Source organism: Ruegeria sp. CDSC021 (genome assembly GCF_059610845.1).
On sequence record NZ_JBXWOK010000009.1, the window covers coordinates 118,333 to 133,990 of the forward strand.

Annotated in this window: 16 protein-coding genes; 8 read left to right on the forward strand and 8 right to left on the reverse strand. The window is 58.4% G+C overall.

Features of this window, described 5'->3' with window-relative positions:
• The first annotated feature begins 45 nt into the window (after positions 1 to 45).
• The gene (locus AC2FGB_RS14535; RefSeq protein ID WP_271949658.1) at positions 46 to 342 is read left to right on the forward strand and encodes an HNH endonuclease; all 297 of its coding nucleotides are present in this window, start codon (positions 46 to 48) and stop codon (positions 340 to 342) included.
• On the opposite strand, the gene AC2FGB_RS14540 is transcribed toward AC2FGB_RS14535, so the two are convergent.
• From AC2FGB_RS14540 to AC2FGB_RS14550, 3 genes are read right to left on the reverse strand one after another with little or no spacing between them, the layout of a single operon-like run.
• Entirely contained in the window at positions 343 to 1,080 is a 738-nt protein-coding gene (locus tag AC2FGB_RS14540) for a VOC family protein (protein ID WP_496694170.1), read from the reverse strand.
• Positions 1,077 to 1,685, reverse strand: coding sequence for an enoyl-CoA hydratase/isomerase family protein (locus AC2FGB_RS14545; RefSeq protein WP_271949654.1), 609 nt, complete (start codon positions 1,683 to 1,685; stop codon positions 1,077 to 1,079). The genes AC2FGB_RS14540 and AC2FGB_RS14545 overlap by 4 nt, the downstream gene beginning before the upstream one ends.
• A complete protein-coding gene (locus AC2FGB_RS14550) occupies positions 1,682 to 2,425 on the reverse strand; it encodes an SDR family oxidoreductase (RefSeq protein WP_271949652.1) in 744 nt (247 codons plus the stop codon). The genes AC2FGB_RS14545 and AC2FGB_RS14550 overlap by 4 nt, the downstream gene beginning before the upstream one ends.
• 139 nt (positions 2,426 to 2,564) lie before the next feature.
• Between AC2FGB_RS14550 and AC2FGB_RS14555 the strand changes: the two genes are divergently transcribed.
• Positions 2,565 to 4,094 carry a DUF2125 domain-containing protein gene (locus tag AC2FGB_RS14555; protein ID WP_496694171.1) on the forward strand — a complete coding sequence of 510 codons (1,530 nt, stop codon included), beginning with the start codon at positions 2,565 to 2,567 and terminating at the stop codon, positions 4,092 to 4,094.
• 35 nt (positions 4,095 to 4,129) lie between these two features.
• Here the strand turns inward: AC2FGB_RS14555 and AC2FGB_RS14560 are convergent, their stop codons facing one another.
• Positions 4,130 to 4,864, reverse strand: a complete 735-nt coding sequence (locus AC2FGB_RS14560) for an FkbM family methyltransferase (RefSeq protein WP_496694172.1) — start codon at positions 4,862 to 4,864, stop codon at positions 4,130 to 4,132.
• 164 nt (positions 4,865 to 5,028) lie between these two features.
• Here AC2FGB_RS14560 and AC2FGB_RS14565 point away from each other — a divergent pair, with 164 nt between their 5' ends.
• Genes AC2FGB_RS14565 through lpxK form a run of 4 tightly spaced genes read left to right on the forward strand, consistent with a single transcriptional unit; the run spans position 5,029 to position 9,379 of the window.
• Positions 5,029 to 6,375 carry a TldD/PmbA family protein gene (locus AC2FGB_RS14565; protein WP_496694173.1) on the forward strand — a complete coding sequence of 449 codons (1,347 nt, stop codon included), beginning with the start codon at positions 5,029 to 5,031 and terminating at the stop codon, positions 6,373 to 6,375.
• A complete protein-coding gene (locus tag AC2FGB_RS14570; RefSeq protein ID WP_142637123.1) occupies positions 6,362 to 7,162 on the forward strand; it encodes an inositol monophosphatase family protein in 801 nt (266 codons plus the stop codon). Before AC2FGB_RS14565 ends, AC2FGB_RS14570 begins: the two co-directional genes overlap by 14 nt.
• Positions 7,159 to 8,394, forward strand: a complete 1,236-nt coding sequence (locus tag AC2FGB_RS14575) for a 3-deoxy-D-manno-octulosonic acid transferase (protein ID WP_496694174.1) — start codon at positions 7,159 to 7,161, stop codon at positions 8,392 to 8,394. Before AC2FGB_RS14570 ends, AC2FGB_RS14575 begins: the two co-directional genes overlap by 4 nt.
• Positions 8,381 to 9,379, forward strand: a complete 999-nt coding sequence (gene lpxK / locus AC2FGB_RS14580; RefSeq protein ID WP_496694175.1) for a tetraacyldisaccharide 4'-kinase — start codon at positions 8,381 to 8,383, stop codon at positions 9,377 to 9,379. The genes AC2FGB_RS14575 and lpxK overlap by 14 nt, the downstream gene beginning before the upstream one ends.
• Positions 9,380 to 9,415: 36 nt before the next feature.
• On the opposite strand, the gene AC2FGB_RS14585 is transcribed toward lpxK, so the two are convergent.
• Both AC2FGB_RS14585 and AC2FGB_RS14590 read right to left on the reverse strand, forming a co-directional pair.
• Positions 9,416 to 10,078: a DsbA family protein gene (locus tag AC2FGB_RS14585; RefSeq protein WP_271949636.1), complete on the reverse strand. Its 663-nt coding sequence runs from the start codon at positions 10,076 to 10,078 to the stop codon at positions 9,416 to 9,418.
• A complete protein-coding gene (locus tag AC2FGB_RS14590; protein WP_496694176.1) occupies positions 10,075 to 10,599 on the reverse strand; it encodes a DUF721 domain-containing protein in 525 nt (174 codons plus the stop codon). The genes AC2FGB_RS14585 and AC2FGB_RS14590 overlap by 4 nt, the downstream gene beginning before the upstream one ends.
• Positions 10,600 to 10,680: 81 nt before the next feature.
• On the opposite strand from AC2FGB_RS14590, the gene mutY reads away from it, so the two are divergent.
• Both mutY and AC2FGB_RS14600 read left to right on the forward strand, forming a co-directional pair.
• Entirely contained in the window at positions 10,681 to 11,736 is a 1,056-nt protein-coding gene (gene mutY, locus AC2FGB_RS14595; protein ID WP_496694177.1) for an A/G-specific adenine glycosylase, read from the forward strand.
• Positions 11,737 to 11,794: 58 nt separating this feature from the next.
• Positions 11,795 to 12,931 (forward strand): alkane 1-monooxygenase, encoded by a 1,137-nt coding sequence (locus AC2FGB_RS14600; RefSeq protein ID WP_496677844.1) that lies wholly within the window; start codon positions 11,795 to 11,797, stop codon positions 12,929 to 12,931.
• An 84-nt stretch (positions 12,932 to 13,015) separates the two neighbouring features.
• On the opposite strand, the gene AC2FGB_RS14605 is transcribed toward AC2FGB_RS14600, so the two are convergent.
• Positions 13,016 to 14,398, reverse strand: a complete 1,383-nt coding sequence (locus AC2FGB_RS14605) for an adenylate/guanylate cyclase domain-containing protein (RefSeq protein ID WP_496694178.1) — start codon at positions 14,396 to 14,398, stop codon at positions 13,016 to 13,018.
• A 145-nt stretch (positions 14,399 to 14,543) separates the two neighbouring features.
• Positions 14,544 to 15,647, reverse strand: a complete 1,104-nt coding sequence (locus AC2FGB_RS14610) for a site-specific DNA-methyltransferase (RefSeq protein ID WP_496694179.1) — start codon at positions 15,645 to 15,647, stop codon at positions 14,544 to 14,546.
• Positions 15,648 to 15,658: the final 11 nt, after the last annotated feature.

Consider the following 15,658-nt stretch of genomic DNA (forward strand, 5'->3'; position numbering starts at 1 on the left):
CTGTCCTCTTGCCTTTCGCGCCCTGCGGCGCGACGTTACGCTGATATGACCGACCGCGACCCGATCTGCCCCCTCTGCGACCGGCCGATCCCCGATGGGAACGGCAGCCTGCACCATCTGATCCCAAAACTGAAAGGGGGCAAGGGCGGCCCCACGGTTTTTCTGCATGTGATCTGCCACAAAGAGATCCACGCCACCCTGACCGAAGCGGAGCTGGCACGGGATTTCAATACGATCGAAGCTTTGCGCGCCCACCCTCGCCTAGAAAGATTTCTGAGCTGGATTCGCAAACGGCCCCCTGATTTTCGATCCAGAGTGCCGGGAAAACGGCGTCGTCGGTAATCAGCCCGGCAGGACAGGGTCGCCAAAAGCATCATGGCCGGGCTGGGTCAGGCCCTGCATCTCAAGCCCTCGGAAATCGGGGGTCCGAGCAAACGTAGCACCTGCGCTGTGCTGAAACTCGAGCGTGGTATAGGGGCGTTTCCAAAGCCATTCGCGGTTCTCAACAGACCACAGGTCGGCATTAGGGGGAACCTCGTCGGTGAAAGCATAAAAGTGCAGATCGAACCCATATTGTGCCACATCCTGCACAGATAGCAGCTGCATCCCCTGTGCACGACAAAAGGCATCCTCGGCCGCGATATTCCCGGCGCGCAAGGTGATCTGTCCAATACGCGCATCCGCGAAAGGGGTCTTGGGATCGGCGATACCGTCCGGGCGATTGCCACGGAAATCGTGTTGCAGCAGTTCGATCACGAAACCCTCGGGATCAGTCAGGTGGCACATATAGCCGATATCCAGAAACTGGTCCGGCTCTGAAACCTCGATGCCTTTTTCGCGCAAAAAAGCGGCAGCCAGATCAACATCCGGCAGGGTGATGCCGATCTTCCAATATCTCTGGCCCCGATCATGTGTGTACCCACCGCCGCCCGGCATCAAAAGCAGATCGGCATCCTGCCCGGCATATCCCAATCGAAGGCTTGCGCCCTGCCGGCGTGCAGTCATACCCATTGCATCCCTGTAAAACTCGGAAAGACGATCCGTGTCAGCCACGCGCAGACGCAGGGCAGACAACCTCATGAACATAACCGCGCGATACCGGTCGCAATTTCAGGATTGGCGGCGACGCTGTCAGCCACCAGATCAAGGGAGGTCTGCATCAGGTCTTCAGGTGCAACTACGCGATCGACCAGCCCAAAGGCATAAGCCTCATCCGCAGTGATCTTTTGCCCGGCCATCAAGATCATCTTTGTCCGAGCCGGACCGATCAGGGCCGCCATGCGTGCGGGATCGGAGGGTTGTGGCAGAAAACCCAGCTTCATCACCGGATAAAAGAACTTGGCTTCCGGTACGGCAATGCGGATATCGCAGGCCAGAACCATGCCATTGGCCCCACCAGCCAGCGTTCCATTCAGTGCGGCAACCGTCAGGCAGGGTAACGCGGCGATAGCAGCCGACAACCGCTCCCACAGATCCGAGGTCGCCAGGCCGGCGCGCGCCTCTTCCAGATCGGCGCCGGCGCTGAACACTTTGCCAGCCCCGGTCAGGATCAGCGCACTTGCGCCGGTCGCGGCCTCGGCAATCTCGCACAGCTCGGTCAGCATCGCACCGGTCAGCGCATTTGCCTTGTCGGGGTTGTTGAGCGTGACTGTCCACAGCCCGTCCGCCTTGTTCAATTCAATCACGTCAATCCAACCCTTTGCCGAATATCCTCACGTCGCAGCGAAATTTCGGTGCCTAGAAACTCATCCGCGTCTGACGAACACATCCACAACAGCGCCCGCGCCGGCCAATCGGCGGGGATATGATCGGTCCAATCCAACTGGCTGACGGCGTTGATCCCGCTGGCCTTGATGACCCGCTGCATATCGGTTGCAACCGTGCCGGGCGACAGGCCCATGGCGCGGATCCCATGGGAGGATTCTTCAAGATGCAGACATTCCGTCAGCATCTTGGCCCCTGCCTTCGAGGCGCAATAATGGCTCCAGGCCTCGACTGGGTTCGACGCCGCACCGGAAGAGACCGTCAGGACAGTGCCGCCACCCGCGGCACGCATGACCGGCAGCGCGGCGCGCATTCCATGAAATACGCCCTTGAGGTTGATGTCGATCGCTTTACCCCAGGACGCGACATCGGCGCTGGATAAATGGAAAATCGGGTCAATGACACCAGCATTGCCTATCAGAACATCCAGCCCGCCAAACTTGTTTACGCACTCTGCCACGGCCAGCTCGACCTGGGCGAAGTCACTGACGTCGCAGGCCAGTGCAATAGCGTTTTCACCAAGCGACGACGCCAGTACCTGAATTTGATCCCGATTACGCGCCACTAGCACGACATTAGCCCCTGCTGCGGCAAATACGCGCCCTGCCTCGGCCCCGATGCCGCGACTGGCCCCAGTGATCAGTACGGTTTTCCCCTGCATAAGGTTCCAGTACCTCCATTGTCCTGAGAATTAATGAACCTCTATCCTGCGAACGGGGAATGGGTCCAGCCCTTCCCCCTTGACGCCCGCCGCCACCGGCATCACCATGCGCGCAAATTTGATCAAGAAGGGTTCTATGATGTCCGTTTTTCTCCGCCGCACCTGCGGCGCAGTTCTGGCCTACACTGTCATTTCGCAGGGGGCGCTTGCCGACGTTACTCCACAGGAAGTCTGGGATGACTGGCAGTCCTATCTGGCGCAGATGGGCTATACTGTTTCAGGTGACCAGACAGATACCGGCAATGGTATCACCATCGAAAACCTGACGATGTCGATGGACCTCCCGGAAGAAGAGGGATCGTTCAGCATGGCCATGCCTGAAATGACCCTCACCGACAATGGCGACGGTAGCGTCAATATTGGTGTCCCGGAAAGTTTCCCCATGACCGTCACCGGCAATGTCGATGGTCAGGACGAGGCATTTACAGTCGATATCGAATACGTCCACAGCGGGCTTGTTATGACCGTCTCTGGCGATCCGGATGATGTGACTTACGATTACTCTGCAGACAGCCTTGGAATCAAACTGGGTAACATCGAAGTCGACGGTGAAACGTTGCCGCCCGAAGTGGTTGGTGGCTACCTTGAAATGGCAGATGTGAGCGGCAGCTCGCAAATGAAGATCGGCGAAAACCGCGATATCGACCAAAGCTTTACCGCATCAGAGATGACCTACAGCTTGGCATTTCAGGATCCCGAAAGCGAAGACGCCGGGAAATTCGACGGCACGCTTGGCGATCTGGCCTTCGACGGCACCAGCATTATCCCTTCAGATTTCAATTTCTCTGACCCGCAGGCATTCTATGACGCTGGCTTTGCCTTCTCGGGTCTCTTTACTTACGGATCGGGCCAGTCTTCGATGGCGGGCAGCAGCGAAGGCGAAGACTTTTCGATGGCCAGCGAATCCGAAGGTGGACGGCTTTCCGGCAGCATCGACGCGAACCGAATTGCTTATGACGTCGAACAAAACAGCGCCAAGATTGCTGTAACTACGGCGGAACTGCCCTTTCCAATCGAAATTGCCATGGAAAGTGGCGGTTTCAAGTTCGAATTCCCGGTACAGGAATCCGAAGAGATTCAACCCTTTGGGCTGGCGATAAACTTGACGGACTTCACTATGTCAGACGTACTGTGGAGCATTTTTGACCCCGCAGCCGCCCTGCCACGCGATCCGGCCACGATTGCGCTGGACCTTTCCGGTACGGCCAAAGTGCTGACCAACTTCTTTGACCCCGAGGCCGTAGAGGCGCTTGAGTTTGCGGACGAAGCGCCGGGTGAATTGCACTCTCTGACAATCAACGAGTTGCTGGTCTCTATGGTCGGTGCGGAACTGTCCGGCGATGGCGACTTCACCTTCGACAATTCCAACACTGAGGAACTGGGCGGTCTGCCGACGCCCGCTGGCGTTGCGAACCTGCAACTGGTTGGAGCGAATGCCCTGATCGACACTCTGATCGGTATGGGTCTGATTGCCGAGCAAGACGCAATGGGCGCGCGAATGATGATGGGTCTCATGGCAGTGCCAGGGGAAGAGCCCGACACGCTGAATTCGACAATCGAGTTCAAGGAAGATGGTCAAATTCTGGCCAATGGACAGCGCATCAAATAAAAGAAACAGGGAAGGCGGCCCGGCTGCCTTCCCTTTTACGACGAGCGCCGGCGAACACGCCGGAACAGCACCGACCCACCGCTGCTGACACGTTGATCGTAGGCAAACCCAAGTGCCGAAAGATGATCGAAACAAGCCTTGATCCCATGCAATCCGATCTTACGGGTGTGGACCTCAAGATAGACTTTCTGGACATTCACAAGATCGACCCCGTCGAACAGAAACTTCTCGCCCCCTTCGATATCGACGATCAGCACGTTGGCTTCAAAGTCCCGCAGAATTTCTGACAGAGGACGTTCCGGCACGCTGACCTCACTGACATAGTCCGGATCAGGGTCCAGAGATGAGGACCAGAACGGTTCACGTATGTAAAATCGGGCGGTTCCGGGAACCCGTGTATCGCCGAGAGCAACCGCGTTCACCACCTCGACATTCGCAATGTCATTTGCCTTGTGGACACGGCCGATGAATTCACACAGCGTCGGGTTCGCCTCGATGCACTTTGCGTGGCGTACACCAAGTTGTGTCACCAGATAGGACGAGATGAAGCCGATCCCAGCGCCCAGCTCTACCACTCGATCCTTCGCGTCGATGAATTTCGGCAGACCGGTCACTTCGTCTTTTTCGTAACGCTCGGCCAGGATTGAACGCTTGACCTTAGGCGTAATGATCTGCGGATCATCGGGGATCGCAACCCCGCGCAGCGATAGATTGTTCTGCATGTTCTGGCCTGCCCGTTCTTCCTGCCCAGTCGTCTCATTCTCATCCACTTGGATCAACTACTAACCTACGGCTACGGACAAAACAGCGGAATTATTGCAGCCACATGCGAAATTCGCCTTTCTGGCCTTTCTGCAAAACCCCGAAAATGACCGCAGGTCTTGCGGGACGGACGGGCGGACGATAGGTCCAAAGAAACAAGACCGGAGGCCACATGATGCGCACACCCGAAGAGATCAGCCAACACCTGCTGGATGCGGCTCGTAAGGCCGGGGCCGAGGCCGCGGATGCCATTGTGCTGGAGGAGTCTTCGGTCTCGGTCGAGGTACGATCCGGTGCGCTTGAGGCCGCCGAACGGTCCGAGGGTACCGATCTGGGGCTGCGGGTGTTTCTGGGCCAAAGACAGGCCATCGTCTCTAGTTCAGACAGCCGGTCCGAAACTCTGACAGCCATGGCCGAACGCGCCGTCGCTATGGCCCGCGAAGCCCCCGAAGACCCGTTTACCGGCCTGGCGAATGAGGCTCAGTTGATCCGGGATTGGGACATTCAGGCATTGGAATTGTGCGATCCCGCGCCGGAGCCCACTGCTGAAGATCTTCTGAATGATGCGCTGGCGGCGGAATCTGCGGCGCTGGCGGTTGAAGGCGTCTCACAGGTTTCGGACGCCGCGGCCGCCTATGGTACCCATCGGGTGCATCTGGCAGCCACAAACGGCTTTTCCGGCGGGTATGAGCGCAGCAGCCGGTCAACCTCCTGCGTAGCGATCTCGGGCCAAGGTACCGGAATGGAGCGCGATTATGACGGCGACAGCCGCACCTTCCAAAGCGATTTGCGCAACCCGGACCAGATTGGCCGGACCGCAGGCGAACGTGCTGTTGCGCAGGTTGGCGCGCGCAAGCCTGCAACAGGCGTCTATCCGGTTCTGTTCGATGAACGGATTTCATCTTCGTTGATCGGGCATCTTCTGGGCGCCAGCAACGGTATCTCCATCGCGCGCGGCTCGTCCTGGTTGTCGGATTGTCTTGGACAACAGGTTCTGCCGGAACATCTTTCGCTGATCGAAGACCCACATCGCCGGCGCATGTCCGGGTCGCGCCCCTTTGATGCCGAAGGCCTGCCCACACAACGCCGGGCGATCATCGAAAACGGTGTATTGACGGGCTGGACATTGGACCTGTCCAGCGCACGCAAGCTCAAGATGGCCTCGACAGGAAATGCTACGCGGGGCGTGTCTGGGCCTCCGTCCCCAAGCAACTGGAACCTCAGCTTGACTCAGGGCGAGCGCAGCCGTGCAGAGCTGCTGCGCGATATGGGTACTGGATTGTTGGTCACGTCGATGATCGGATCGACCATCAACCCCAATACCGGGGATTATTCCCGTGGTGCCTCGGGGTTTTGGATCGAGAATGGCGAGATTACCCACCCGGTCAACGAATGCACCATCGCCGGGAACCTGCGCGATATGCTGCTGCGGATCATTCCGGCCAATGACGCCCGCCCCTATTTGTCGCGCGTGGTTCCATCGCTGCTGATCGAGGGAATGACACTTGCCGGCAACTGACCTGCCCCTGCTGATTGAAGCCGCGCGCGAGTCCGGAAAGATCGCAACCCGGTATTCCGGGTCAAAAGCACAACGCTGGGACAAGCCCGATGGCGCAGGCCCGGTGACCGAGGCTGATCTGGCCGTGAACGCGATGCTCGAACAGCGTTTGCCCTCTGCCCGACCGGGTTACGGATGGCTCAGCGAAGAGACCGAAGACACCCAGCACCGCCTGTCCCGGGACCGGGTTTTTATCATTGACCCGATCGACGGCACCCGTAGCTTCACCGAAGGTTCCTCGACCTGGGCGCATTCTCTGGCTGTGGCGGAACACGGTCAGGTGACGGCGGCGGTCATTTACCTGCCCTTGCGTGACCTGTTGTATGCGGCGGCCAAGGGCCAAGGGGCCACACTAAACGGCGCGCCGATTGTCGTATCGGACACCCAAGACATCACGACGGCCGAGATCCTGGCCGCGAAACCCAATCTGGACAGCCGGCACTGGTGTCAGGGCCGGGTTCCTCAATTCCGTCGAAACTATCGCCCGTCGCTTGCCTATCGGTTGGCATTGGTCGGGCAGGGTCGCTTTGACGGAATGTTGACACTGCGCCCCAGCTGGGAATGGGACATCGCGGCAGGGGATTTGATCGTCCAAGAGGCAGGTGGCATATGTACGGACCGGCTTGGCGCCCCACTGCGCCTTAACAACCCACATCCGCGCCTGAATGGTGTCATCGCGGCAAACCCGCCATTGCACCGGCAACTGGCGGATCAGATTGACCCAGACAGTGCGGGCATTGCGCCATGAGCAAACCGCGATCCCTTAGTCTGGCGGCCTATCGCGTGCTTTCGTGGGGCGTACCCGGCAACGGGGACCAACCCTATGTGCCCCGACCATCAGGAGATCTGATCTGGATTCACATTGCCAATCCGGGTCGCCTTCACGCGATGATGGATTTCTGCCACAGACTGCTGCAGTCGCGCCTGGGCCTGTCGGTTGTCCTGTCGGCCCCACCCGAAGCGGACCTGAGTCAGTGGGACTGCGCGAAATACATACTTGTGAACCTACCTTCGGAACAAACCGGCGCCGCGCGGGTGTTTCTGGACCATTGGCGCCCGAATATTGGCATTTGGGTTGGCGGCGGGCTGATGCCCAATGTGATTACCCGTGCCCACGAGCGCGAAGTGCCGTTGATCCTGATCGAAGCTGAAATCGACCTGAACACCGCGCGTGGGACCCGGTGGCTGCCCGATATCAGCCGGTACACTCTCGATTGCTTTCAACGAATTCTGGCTACCAGCAACGAAACGGCCCGGCAGATCCGCAAACTGGGAATCGCCTTCACCAAGGTCAGCGAGGCGCCTCCTCTGCTGATAAGTCCGAACCCTTCTCCGTGGCCCGAAGACGAACTGATCGAAACCAATCACGCCTTTTCAAGCAGACCCATATGGCTTGCGGCCTGGGTGAAGGATAAAGAGTTCATCTCGGTCCTCAGCGCCCACCGTCAGGCCATGCGGATGCTGCCCCGGTTGACCTTAATCCTGCATGTCGCCGACATACAGGAAGCCGCCCCACTGCATCGGCGGCTCGAAGCCATGGACTTGCGCTGCATCAACTGGGACGATGGCGGCATGATTGAAGATACCACACAGGTCGTCTTGTCCTCGGACCCAGAGGATTTGGGCTTGTGGTACCGTGTTTCGGCAGTGTCCTTTATCGGCAACTCGCTCGAACGGGGCGACGGGGGACAGGATCCGTTTGGTGCGACCGCCCTGGGATCGGCTGTCATACATGGCCCACATGTTGACCAGCATCAGACAGCCTACGATCAGCTGGACCAGGCAGGCGCCGCTTTGACGGTCAGAACCGCAACCGAACTTGGGGATGCCGTGGTAGAGTTACTTGCGCCTGACCGCGCGGCGGATATGGCTTTGGCAGGCTGGCAGATCGTGACCGACGGCGCGCCGCAATCAGATCAGCTGATCGAACTGGTACAGGACTATCTGGACGAACGGAGCACCGACGATGCGGGCACCTGACTTTTGGAACACCGCTCCGGATCAGTTGGACCTCAGGGCCCGGCTGCTGTCCCCATTGGGACGGGTTTATGCGGCGGCGACAGCCCGCAGGCTGGCCTCGGAAACAGGTTTCAACGCAGGCGTCCCCGTTATCTGCATTGGAAACCTGAATGCAGGCGGGACCGGCAAAACACCAACCGTGATCTGGATGATCGAACAGCTGCGGGACGCGTGGCATCAGACCCATGTTGTCACCCGAGGCCACGGCGGCGCACTGACAGGACCTGTGCGCGTCGATCCTGGCAAACATACGGCGGCAGAAGTCGGGGATGAACCGCTGCTGCTGGCCGCATTTGCGGATGTCTGGGTGGCCAAGGACCGCGCCGAGGGCGCAAAAGCCGCAGCCCAGGCCGGGGCAACCGTAATCCTGTTGGATGACGGGTTTCAGAACCCCTCGGTCGCCAAGGATTTCTCGGTCATCGTGGTGGATGCCGAGCGGGGGTTCGGCAACGGATTGTGCCTGCCTGCGGGTCCACTGCGGGAACCGGTCGATGTGGGGCAGCAACGGGCCGATCTGGTGCTGTCGCTGGGCGGTACAGACGCGCAGACACAGTTCGCCGCCCGCTGGGGGGGAAATCTGACGGTTCCACATGCGACCGGTGCGGTCGAACCGCTGCAGACAGGAATGGATTGGACGGACACGCCGGTTCTCGCCTTTGCCGGTATCGGCCATCCGGAGAAGTTCTTTGCCACCCTGCGCCAACAGGGCGCCAAATTGCTGCGGGCCGAAGCGCTGGACGATCACCAGCCCCTGACACCGGCCCTGATGACACGGCTAGAGAATGAAGCGCACCTGCTCGGCGCTCAGATGGTCACGACGGAAAAAGATGCGGTCCGCCTGCCAGCCGCCTTTCGCAGCAAAGTCATCACCCTGCCCGTCCGGCTGAATATGGACGAGGGCGACCGGGTCAAACAGTTGCTACTGCAGGTCGCGCCTTCGCCCTGAAGGCGGCCGGCCCTGACAGGCCGGTCGTGTTTGGATTTAGCTGCCCAGTTCGGCGTCGATCAGCTTTTTGAATTCTTCGTAAGACTGATTGTCGACCTTCTTGCCGTTCACAATAAAGGATGGGGTTGCTCTGATGTCGTCGCGCTCGGCGTTTTCCTGATACCAGGCCACCAGCGTCTGCGCACGCGTTCCGTCCTGCAGGCAGGCATCAAGCTGGTCGTTGCTGATTCCGGCCAAACGTCCGATCTTGCGCAGCTCGTCCACGATTTCCGCAGGTCCTCCGGCGCGAGTCCATTTGGACTGATCCTTGTAGATCAGATCAGAAATGCCGAAGAACTTCTCGGGGCCGCCGCAGCGCGCGACCATCGAGGCCCAAAGTCCGTATTTGTCAAAATACACCTCACGGTAGGTGAATTTGACCTTGCCGGTGTCGATATAGTTCTTCTTCAGCTCTTTATACGTCCCCTGATGGAAGGTCGCGCAATGGGGGCAGGTGTAGGACGCATATTCGACGATCTCGACCGGCGCATCCGCCGAGCCCTGAACCATTTCGATGATGGTCGAGGTATCCAGATCGGTCTGTTGTGCCTCGGCGCTGCCAACCAGCGGGTTGGACGGAGTAGAATTCGACTGCGTCAGCCAATAGCCGCCTGCGGCTATGGCGATGGCGGCGCAGATTCCGGTTGCAATACGGCTCATAAATCAGCCCTTTCTCGGCATTTTTGCTTGGATAAAACGTTACGGCCCAGACGTTCAAGGGCTGCGCGCAGATCGCCATCATGGACACCCTGCGCGGCCCGGTCTGCCTCGGCTATGATTTCTGGTTTGATTGTGGGTTTCGCCTGTTTCGGCTTGTGGTCGAAACTGGCCTGCCCCTCGGCAAATCCTGTCGGAGCTGTCTGGGTGATGCGCACCCGGCTGATGGCATTATAGCCATAAACCGCATTCACCTTGCCGCGCAGCTGTTCCTTTTGCATCTCAAGCATCGGCGCCTGCGGACCGGTGGTCAGCACCGTCAGCGTGGCCCCCATACCGCCCTTGCCATAGCCCACTTTCACCGGCCGCGCGATCGAGGCCACATCCTGCCCCACGATCTCGGCCCAATGGGTCAATAGACGAGAGACGGCGAATCCCCGGCTTTCCCCGGCGCGCCTGATCTGGCCGTTCAGCAATGTCGCAGTACGTTTAAATCCGCGTGTCGAAGAACGTCTGGGCTGCATCTGGTTTCCAACTCCTGTCTCTCTATTGTAAAGGGCAGAACACCGGACGCCAGCGAAACCCGACAAGGAGATATGTAAAACTTGCGTGACACCCACGAAATTGACTTCAGCGATGAGTTGCTGGCCTGGTACGACCGCAATGCCCGTGAAATGCCATGGCGCATCGGTCCTGCCGATAGGTCTTCCGGAATGCGTCCTGACCCCTATCGGGTTTGGCTGTCCGAAATCATGCTACAGCAGACAACTGTGGCAGCGGCGCGCGACTATTTCCTGCGGTTCACTTCCCGGTGGCCGACAGTTGAATCACTGGCCGCAGCGCCTGACGAGCAGGTCATGGGGGAATGGGCCGGTCTGGGATATTATGCCCGCGCCCGCAATCTGCTGAAATGCGCGCGCGTTGTGGCTGAAAGTCATGATGGCTGTTTTCCCGACTCACACGATGAGCTGCTGAACCTGCCGGGCATAGGCCCGTATACAGCCGCCGCGATTGCAGCCATTGCCTTTGATCGTCCGGAAACCGTGTTGGACGGCAATGTCGAACGTGTCATGGCCCGCCTATACGACATTCACGATCCGCTGCCGGGGTCAAAACCACAACTCAAGCAACGTGCAGCTGCATTGACCCCAGCGGTGCGTCCGGGCGACTATGCACAGGCCGTGATGGATCTGGGTGCGACTGTCTGCACCCCAAGATCCCCGGCATGCGGGATATGTCCAATGCGCACGCGTTGCCGCTCCCACGCTGCGGGTACCCAGGCCGATCTGCCCCGCAAAACACCGAAAAAACCAAAACCCACACGTTATGGCCATGTCTACATCACCCAGACAGCGGACGGGGCGATGTTGCTTGAACGCCGCCCAGACAAAGGGCTTTTGGGCGGTATGCTGGGATGGCCGGGATCCGAATGGTCCGATGCGCCGTCTGACACCGCGCCGTTTGCGGCGGACTGGCGCGTTCTACCGGGCGAAGTGCGCCACACGTTCACGCATTTCCACCTGATCCTGCAGGTTTGGGCAACCTCTTTACCGCCCGGTGCGGCACCGGAGGACATGATCTTGCTTGATAAACATGCCTTTCGGCCCAGCGATCTGCCGACGGTCATGCGCAAGGCATTTGACCTCTGGCGCAACCAGTAACACATTATGCTGAAACACGACCTACGGATAGTCTGTCCCGCGTCGACCGGAGCTTTTGATGATCGCATCTGAAACATTGACTCGCTGGCAATCCACCCTTCCATTCTGGGTCTCGTTTTTGCTGATTCCATTGATTTGGGCCACGGCCTTTGTGGGTGGCTGGTGGGTCTTGCTGGTGCCGCTTTCAACATGGTGGATATTTGCCGCGCTGGATCAGCTCACCGGGCTCGACCTCGAAAATGCGGACCCAGATACGCCGGACAGCATGTTGCGCTGGTATATCCTGCTGACCAAAGCCTGGGTTCCGGTACAGTTCCTGACCCTTTACGGGCTGCTTTGGTATGTGACGCACAGCTCTCACCTGTCTTCGCCAGAAAAGATCGGCCTGTTCTTTGGCATGGGTGTGATCTCGGGGACGATTGGAATCAACTACAGCCACGAACTGATGCACCAGAAGGGCCGACTGGAGCGCGGGCTTGGCGACATCCTGCTGGCCATGGTCTTGTACTCGCACTTCCGGTCCGAACATTTGCTGGTTCACCACCGCTATGTCGGAACCCCGCGCGATCCGGTAACAGCACGATACAACGAAGGCTTTCATCGCTTCTATCCGCGCGTTCTGTGGCAATGTCTGGCCTCCGCCTTTCATGCAGAGCGCGAGAAACTGGCGCGCAAGAACCAACCCTGGACTGACCGCGCAAACCCGTTCTGGCGGTATTGGATGTTACAGTGTGGTATGCTGACCCTGGCAGGTTTGATTGGAGGATGGTCCGGCCTTGTCCTGTTCCTGATTCAGGCCGGCGTCGCCATCTGGCAGCTTGAACTGGTGAACTATGTCGAACATTACGGGCTGACCCGAAAATATCTGGGCCAGGGGAAATACGAACACGTCCTGCCCTGTCATTCGTGGAACGCGTCGCAAAAAGCGTCGAACTGGCTGCTGATCAATCTACAGCGCCACTCGGACCATCACTACAAACCCAACCGTCGATTTCCACTGCTTCAACATCACGATCAGAACACCGCACCACAACTGCCCTACGGATACCCAGTGATGACGATCGCCGCGATGATCCCACCGCTCTGGCGGCGTGTCATGAACCCCCGTGTGCGGGATTGGCGGCGCCGGTACTACCCCGAAGTCACAGACTGGCAACCCTACAACAAGTCACAAAACCCGATGCCAGGGTCCTGACCGCAGCGCGCCTCGGCGCGCTGCCCGGCCCAACGACTGGCCCTGCGTCTTTGATGCATGGTCCATCGGCCAGAGAGCCCTGAGCTACATCACCCAGATATCCATCGGATATTCGACACCGCGCACAGGGTGGCCCTTGTTTTCGGTAAATTCGGCTGTCAGTTCGGAGGCACTGCTCCCTTCCTGCTCAAGCTGCAGGCGCACCGCATCACTCAGCACGATCCGGGCCTGCAGCTCGCGGGTCATTGCCTCAAGTTTCGCAGCGACATTTACCGCATCACCGATCACAGCAAATTCCAGACGGTTGGCACCAATATCCCCCAGAACAACCGAGCCATAATGGACACCGATGCCAACATGAATCTCGGGCTCTCCGGCACGTCTACGTTCTATGTTCCACCGGTCAATCACAGTCACCATGCCGCGCGCGCAGGATACCGCGTTGGTCGCATCCAACGGTGTCGTCACCGGGGTCCCGAAAGTTGCCATAAGACCATCGCCTAAGTACTTGTCCAATGTCCCATGATGGCGGAACACTTCGGCCTCCATCCTGGCGTGAAATCCACGCAGCACCTCGATCACGTCATAAGGATCACGACCCGCCGCATATTTGGTGAACCCCACAATATCGATGAAGAGCACTGCGACATTCTCTTTTCGCACCTGTTTGAGCGGATCATCATTTTGGCTCAGTTCCTCCACCACATTTGGTGAGAAATATCGCGTCAGGTTCGCTCGTTCCCGTTCCAACCCAGCATTGGTCATCAGCAAATGATTGAGCCGCCGCATCGACACGCCCAGCGTCACCGCCACCATCAAGAACACAATCACTTGCTGGATTCGGATCGAAGATCTGAAACTATTTGGATCCAACATCTCGGCTACATCCGGATACCCCTGCAAGGCCTCGGCCACTTTCTCACTTATGCCGGGAATCGGAAACGCAACCCACCAGGCGATCACCCATCCGGTAGTCCAGATTATTGCAGTCCATGTGCCTATGGCAATCACCGTGCGCCAGGAATAGGCCATGGTTCCTGCTGCAAGAATGACGAAGAAATACTGAAAGTTGTCAAACCGGAATTGCATCGCCAACGGGCGCACATCATCGCTGAACGGGTTGGGAATGATCATCCCCAAAGTCATAATCAAAAGGTCAACAAAGATTAGTAGCAACTCTGTCCGAGATTGCCCCACACGGCCTGCCCGTCGGATCATCCAACCATTTGCGCAAATCAGCAAAAGGATGAAATGATACCAAAGGACCTCCCAATGCGGGTTCAGGTAGATCAGCAAAAGGCCAGTCAGACCCATTGCGATCCAGCGGGCCCGGACAGCAAGCTCCAGCCCCTCGCGCTTGTGCCGTTCCAGCGCAGCTTCGGTGTATTTATTCTCGATTTCTACTTCGTTCGGACGGGTGAAAAAGAACCGCCTAGCCCGAGGTTCGCTGGCTGCTGTGTCCGACATTGCGAAAGCTCCTACACTGCGCCGATTGCTTCAATAGGCTCATATCGGAACTCATCAGGGAAAGAAACAAAAGACCCCGCCGTTGATCGGCGGGGCAAGGCTTAGTGCCTTGTGTCAGGCCACAGGCACCGGCGGTATTGGTCTATCAGTTGTGCATCTCGGACCGGATCTGCTGACGCAAGACGTCGATCGGCACGGTTTTGCCGTCGCGCTTGAAGCACCAGTAGGTCCAGCCGTTGCAGGAGGGCGCATTCTCGAGATGGGCGCCAACCTGATGGATCGAACCCTTGATATTTTGCCCCACCAGTGTCCCATCGGCGCGGACCTTGGCCTTGTGACGCTGGTTCATGGAATAGAGTTCCTCGCCCGGGCGTAGCATGCCGCGTTCAACCAACTGGCCAAAGGGCACGCGTGGCTCGGCGCGTTTGCTGGCGCTGACCTCCAGCGCCTCGCGGTCGAATTTACGCACTTTCGCGATGCGCTTTTCGGCCACTTTGCGATAACTTTCTTCGCGCTCAATCCCGATGAATTCGCGACCCAGCATCTTGGCCACGGCCCCTGTAGTCCCGGTGCCAAAGAACGGGTCCAGAATAACGTCACCCGGATTGGTTGATCCAACCAGCACGCGGTGCAGCAATGATTCCGGTTTCTGCGTCGGATGCGCCTTGTCGCCGTTTTCATCCTTGAGCCGTTCATGGCCAGTGCAGATCGGCAGCACCCAGTCGCTGCGCATCTGGACGCCTTCGTTCAACGCTTTCAGTGCCTCATAGTTGAAGGTGTATTTCGCCCCTTCACGCTTGGAGGCCCAGATCATTGTCTCATGCGCATTGGTGAACCGCTTGCCACGGAAATTCGGCATCGGGTTCGATTTACGCCAAACTACATCGTTGAGGATCCAATACCCAGCATCCTGCAACGCAGACCCAACACGGAAAATGTTATGATACGATCCAATCACCCAGATCGCGCCATTGGGCTTCAGCAGGCGATGGGCCGCCTTCAGCCATTCCCGCGTGAACTGGTCGTAGACGCCAAAGCTGGAAAACTGGTCCCAGTGATCATCGACTGCATCCACTTGGCTGTTATCGGGGCGGTGCAGTTGCCCTTTCAACTGCAGATTATATGGGGGATCGGCAAAAATCAGGTCAACCGAAGCCTCGGGCAGACTGTTCATCACTTCGATGCAGTCCCCGGATAGGATCGTGTTTACTGAGAGCGCTGTCGCGCCCTTTTTGGTAGTCGTTGTCATATCGCTGCCTC

Bases quoted from the DNA above. Each gene is read 5' to 3' on its own strand.
- AC2FGB_RS14535 (WP_271949658.1), top strand. From the start codon at position 46: ATGACCGACCGCGACCCGATCTGCCCCCTCTGCGACCGGCCGATCCCC.
- AC2FGB_RS14540 (WP_496694170.1), bottom strand. From the start codon at position 1,080: ATGAGGTTGTCTGCCCTGCGTCTGCGCGTGGCTGACACGGATCGTCTT.
- AC2FGB_RS14550 (WP_271949652.1), bottom strand. From the start codon at position 2,425: ATGCAGGGGAAAACCGTACTGATCACTGGGGCCAGTCGCGGCATCGGG.
- AC2FGB_RS14555 (WP_496694171.1), top strand. From the start codon at position 2,565: ATGTCCGTTTTTCTCCGCCGCACCTGCGGCGCAGTTCTGGCCTACACT.
- AC2FGB_RS14565 (WP_496694173.1), top strand. From the start codon at position 5,029: ATGATGCGCACACCCGAAGAGATCAGCCAACACCTGCTGGATGCGGCT.
- AC2FGB_RS14575 (WP_496694174.1), top strand. From the start codon at position 7,159: ATGAGCAAACCGCGATCCCTTAGTCTGGCGGCCTATCGCGTGCTTTCG.
- lpxK (WP_496694175.1), top strand. From the start codon at position 8,381: ATGCGGGCACCTGACTTTTGGAACACCGCTCCGGATCAGTTGGACCTC.
- AC2FGB_RS14585 (WP_271949636.1), bottom strand. From the start codon at position 10,078: ATGAGCCGTATTGCAACCGGAATCTGCGCCGCCATCGCCATAGCCGCA.
- AC2FGB_RS14590 (WP_496694176.1), bottom strand. From the start codon at position 10,599: ATGCAGCCCAGACGTTCTTCGACACGCGGATTTAAACGTACTGCGACA.
- AC2FGB_RS14600 (WP_496677844.1), top strand. From the start codon at position 11,795: ATGATCGCATCTGAAACATTGACTCGCTGGCAATCCACCCTTCCATTC.
- AC2FGB_RS14605 (WP_496694178.1), bottom strand. From the start codon at position 14,398: ATGTCGGACACAGCAGCCAGCGAACCTCGGGCTAGGCGGTTCTTTTTC.
- AC2FGB_RS14610 (WP_496694179.1), bottom strand. From the start codon at position 15,647: ATGACAACGACTACCAAAAAGGGCGCGACAGCGCTCTCAGTAAACACG.